5 protein-coding genes are annotated in these 4,571 nt (G+C 66.0%); 3 read left to right on the top strand and 2 right to left on the bottom strand.

The annotated features are described in order from the left end of the window. Positions 1-61 precede the first annotated feature (61 nt). Together nifD and nifH are read right to left on the bottom strand one after the other, a co-directional pair. Positions 62-1,525 carry a nitrogenase molybdenum-iron protein alpha chain gene (gene nifD / locus VJ693_RS23150; protein ID WP_324158160.1) on the bottom strand — a complete coding sequence of 488 codons (1,464 nt, stop codon included), beginning with the start codon at positions 1,523-1,525 and terminating at the stop codon, positions 62-64. Positions 1,526-1,598: 73 nt separating this feature from the next. Next, a complete protein-coding gene (gene nifH / locus VJ693_RS23145; protein ID WP_324158158.1) occupies positions 1,599-2,480 on the bottom strand; it encodes a nitrogenase iron protein in 882 nt (293 codons plus the stop codon). Between the two features lie 357 nt (positions 2,481-2,837). On the opposite strand from nifH, the gene VJ693_RS23140 reads away from it, so the two are divergent. The 3 genes from VJ693_RS23140 to VJ693_RS23130 all read left to right on the top strand — a co-directional run. Then, entirely contained in the window at positions 2,838-3,245 is a 408-nt protein-coding gene (locus tag VJ693_RS23140) for a group II truncated hemoglobin (protein WP_324158156.1), read from the top strand. Positions 3,246-3,269: 24 nt separating this feature from the next. Next, positions 3,270-3,878: a hypothetical protein gene (locus VJ693_RS23135; RefSeq protein WP_324158154.1), complete on the top strand. Its 609-nt coding sequence runs from the start codon at positions 3,270-3,272 to the stop codon at positions 3,876-3,878. Between the two features lie 53 nt (positions 3,879-3,931). Continuing rightward, on the top strand, positions 3,932-4,571 hold a 640-nt coding region (locus tag VJ693_RS23130; protein ID WP_324158152.1), incomplete at its 3' end, for an NAD(+)--dinitrogen-reductase ADP-D-ribosyltransferase.

The raw sequence follows: 4,571 nt of genomic DNA, 5'->3' as shown, positions 1-4,571 counted from the left end.
TGGTCGAGGATCTTTTCTGCACTTTGGGGCATGGTGACTCTCCTAGGTTCGGGGCAATGCGTCAGGCTGCTTTCTTCCACGGGGCGGACTTGGCCAGGCCCCAGATCGGGCTGGAGATGGCCATGTCCATGTCACGGGCGAAGATGGCAAAGCCGTCGTAGCCGTGGTAAGGACCGGAGTAATCCCAGCTGTGCATCTGGCGGAAGGGCACGCCCATCTTCTGGAAGACGTACTTCTCCTTGATGCCCGAGCCGATCAGGTCCGGCTTGATCTTCTCGGCGAACTTCTCGAATTCGTAGCCTGTCACGTCGTCGTAAATCAGCGTCGCGTCGCCGATGTAGTGCGTCGTGCGCTGGTAGTCGTCGTTGTGGCCGAACTCGTAGCCGGTGCCGACCACCTTCATGCCCAGGTCTTCGTAGGCGCCGATCACGTGGCGCGGGCGCAGGCCGCCGACGTAGAGCATCACCGTCTTGTCCTGCAGGCGCGGCTTGAACTTGGCGATCACCGCGTCGACCAGCGGCTGGTATTTGGCAATCACGGCCTCGGCCTTGGCCTTGATCGTGTCGTCGAAGTGGCTGGCGATCTCGCGCAGGCTTTCAGCAATCTTGGTCGGGCCGAAGAAGTTGTATTCGACCCAGGGAATGCCGTACTTCTCTTCCATGTGCCGGCTGATGTAGTTCATCGAGCGGTAGCAGTGGATGAGGTTCAGCTTGGCCTTGGGCGTGTTCTCCAGCTCGGCGATCGTGCCGTCGCCCGACCACTGAGCGATCACGCGCAGGCCGATCTCCTCGAGCAGGATGCGGCTCGACCACGCATCGCCGCCGATGTTGTAGTCGCCAATGATGGTCACGTCGTACGGGGTCGCCTCGAACGGGCGTTCCTTCTTCGTCGTGCCGTCGAAGATCCAGTCGCGGATCGCGTCGTTGGCCAGGTGGTGGCCGAGCGACTGGCTCACGCCGCGGAAGCCCTCGCAGCGCACCGGCACGATGGTGTGGCCGCCGTGCTCCTTGCTCTTCTTCTTGCTGACCGCCTCGATGTCATCGCCGATCAGGCCGATCGGGCATTCGCTCTGGATCGAGATGCCCTTGTTCAGCGGGAACAGATCCTGGATCTCGTCGATGATCTTGTCGAGCTTCTTGTCGCCGCCGAAGACGATGTCCTTCTCTTGGAAATCGCTCGTGAACTGCATCGTCACGAAGGTGTCGATGCCCGTCGTGCCGATGTAATAGTTGCGGCGCGCGGCCCAGCTGTACTGGCCGCAGCCCACCGGGCCGTGGCTGATGTGGACCATGTCCTTGATGGGGCCCCACACCACGCCCTTGGAGCCGGCATAGGCGCAGCCGCGGATCGTCATCACCCCCGGCAGCGACTTGATGTTGCTCTTGACCCCGCAATCGGGTTTGCCTTCTTCGAATTGGCCGAGATGCTTGGCGCGGCGCTTGGCCATCTTCTCGGGGTAGGCCTTCAGGACCTCGTCGATCAAGGCCTTGTTGGTGGCCTTGCGCTCTTCAACCGTCATGCTCATGGGGTGCTCCGTGGGTGCTTGGCAATCAAGGGGCGGAGGGCGCCGCCGCGCGGCTGCCCTCCAGGCGCCGGCTTCAGGCGACCAGTTCGGCCGCGGTCTTGCCGACCTGCGATTCGTCGATCGACTTCATGATCCCGTGCTCCATCAGCAGGTCTTCCAGCTGATCCATCGTGATGGGGGTCGGGATCGTGCCGTTGCCGGCGTTGGCGTGGATCTTCTCGGCCAGCGTGCGGTACTCGCCGGCCTGCTTGCTGTCAGGCGCGTACTCGAGCACGGTCATGCGGCGCAGCTCGGCGTGCTGCACGATGTTGTCGCGCGGCACGAAGTGGATCAGGCGCGAGCCCAGCATCTTGGCCAGCGATTCGGCGAGCTCGAGCTCCTTGTCGGTCTGGCGCTCGTTGCACACCAGGCCGCCCAGGCGCACGCCGCCCGAGTTGGCGTACTTCAGGATGCCCTTGGAGATGTTGTTGGCCGCGTACATGGCCATCATCTCGCCCGACATCACGATGTAGATCTCCTGCGCCTTGTTCTCGCGGATCGGCATCGCGAAGCCGCCGCAGACCACGTCGCCCAGCACGTCGTACGAGACGTAGTCGACGCCGTCGTAGGCACCGTTCTCTTCGAGGAAGTTGATCGAGGTGATCACGCCGCGGCCGGCGCAGCCGACGCCCGGCTCCGGGCCGCCCGACTCGACGCAACGGATGTCGCGGTAGCCGATCTTCATGACGTCCTCGAGTTCGAGATCCTCCACCGAGCCGGCTTCGGCGGCCAGCGAGAGGATGGTGTCCTGCGCCTTCGCGTGCAGGATCAGTCGGGTCGAATCGGCCTTGGGGTCGCAGCCGACGATGAGGATCTTCTGCCCCATCTGCGCCAGCGCGGCGAGCGTGTTCTGCGAGGTGGTGGACTTGCCGATTCCACCCTTGCCGTAGAAGGCGATCTGCCGAAGTTGTGCCATTTCAATGCTCCTGTATGAGTCGATGAGAAGTTGACGATGCGGTGACGTTCGTCGCGATCTCTATGCAGCCTTCGGTGCCTGTGTGGGTCTTCTTATGAAGGTCCCTCGGGGCCTGACATGGGGTCCGCGCCCCCTCCTCTTCGCAATGGCCGTGCCACCTCGCTGCGGGCGACTCAAGTGCTTGTTTTTGCGAGGTAAATCGGTCGCTGGGCGGGCCATCGGCAGGCCACGGGCTTTTGTCTGAAACACGACAAACCCGTTGCGTGACGGAGCCGCGTTCGGCGGCCGTCCGCGATGCCGCACCGGGCGTCGGGCCCATGCAGTGCGCGTGGTACGGGGGTTGCTCTAGCCCCCTGCATGAGCGCCTTGCCCATCGTCGCCGCCCCGGCCAACCCGCACCTGCAACGCTTCGGCGGGCCCGAGGCCGTGGCCCGGCTGGTCGATGCCTTCTATGAGGCGATGGACACGCTGCCCGAGGCGCGAACCATCCGCGCGATGCACGCCAGCGACCTCACGGGGACCAAGGCCGTGCTCGTCGACTACCTGGTCGAGTGGATGGGTGGCGCGAAACGCTACTCGGCCGAGCGCGGCGCGCCGATGCTGCGCCGCCGCCACCTGCCCTTCGACATCGACGCCTCGGCCCGCGACGCCTGGCTCGCCTGCATGCGCCAGGCGCTGGCGCGCCACTGCGCGGACGCCGACCTGCGTGCCGATCTGCAGGCCGCCTTCGCCAAGATCGCCGCCCACCTCGCCAACACCGACTGACCGTTTCAACCACCGGAGCCCTTCATGAGCACCACGCTTGCCGAGCCCACCCTCGCCGACACCGCCTTTGCCCGCCTCGACTCGGAGGGCCGGCTGCTGAACCCGGTTCTCAAGGGCGCCACCCACCAGCCCGGGCGCTTCGGCTTTCGCGGCGAGCTGGCCCTGCGCTTCGCGCCCAAGCTGGCCGACGAAGCCCGCCCGCCCGAGCTGTGCTGCGATCAGGTGATCGCCGTGGCGCAGGCCGGGAGCCCCAAGCTGCCCTTCTTCGCCGGCTACCTGCTCAGCTTCGAGCACCTGAAGGACGTGGCCGAGACACTAGGCGACGCCCTCAGCGCCGGTGGCAAGTACTTCCTGTTCTGCAACAACATCGACCTGTCGAAGAAGTACCAGGTGGCCCTGAAGGGCGCGATGTTCTACGTGCTGCCGATCGACGAAGCCACGCTCTACAACGAGCTGCTCGAGCTGCTGTACCTCGAGAAGAACGAGTTGAAGAAGCTCGACACCGCCGGCAAGACCGACCGCGTGGCCGACGCCGCGCTGAAGTTCGACGTCACCTTCGACAACATCACCTACGAGGAAGGCCTGGCGCTGATGGGCCCGGTGCGCAACCCGAACGAGAACCGCCCCGTTTGAATGGGACCCCCAAGACGCCTGCGGCGTCGCCCCCCCGAGGGGGAGCGTCCGGCTTGGGGCGGCCCGGCGCCGGACAGTCTCCTTCGGTCTGCGCCGATGAGGCCGACCCGCGCCGCTGGTACACGACCAACCTGGTCGGCGTGCCGGCGCCGCTGCTGGCGAGCGTGGTCTTCCAGGCCCACCCGCAGTCACTGCACATCGCCGGCGCGCGCGAGGCCAATGCGGGCCTGTTCGCGCTGCTCGAGCGCTGCGGCCCGCTCGACGAGGCCCGCGACGTGTTCGCCCATTACATGAGCATCGCCTTCGGGCTGGACCGCCCCGGCAGCGCCAGCCACCTGAAGCTGCTGCAGGGCTGGGGCATGGATGCCAACGGCCCGGCCGGTGCGGTGCTCAAGGGCTGGGTCGAGAGCCGCTTCGGCCTCGTGCCCGGCTTCCACCAGGCGCCGCTGGGCCGCTTTCCGTCGCCTGCGTGGGTGGGCTACATCGAGCAGAAAGCCACCAGCCGCTACCACCGCAATAGCATCTTCCAGCAGCTCGACCTGCTGTTCGAGTTCTGCCAATGGGTGCTCGCGCGGTTCCAGCCGCTCGGCCGCGGCCCCTGGGTGCGCCTGTGGCGCGGCAGCACGCGCTGCGAGGAGCAGATCGTCCAGGGCTCACTGCGAAGCCGGCACGCCACCGTGCGGCTGAACAACC

Origin of the sequence: Ideonella sp. (assembly GCF_035254525.1) — a bacterium.
Taxonomy (GTDB): domain Bacteria; phylum Pseudomonadota; class Gammaproteobacteria; order Burkholderiales; family Burkholderiaceae_C; genus Ideonella.
This window is presented reverse-complemented; position numbering and strand designations above follow the sequence as displayed.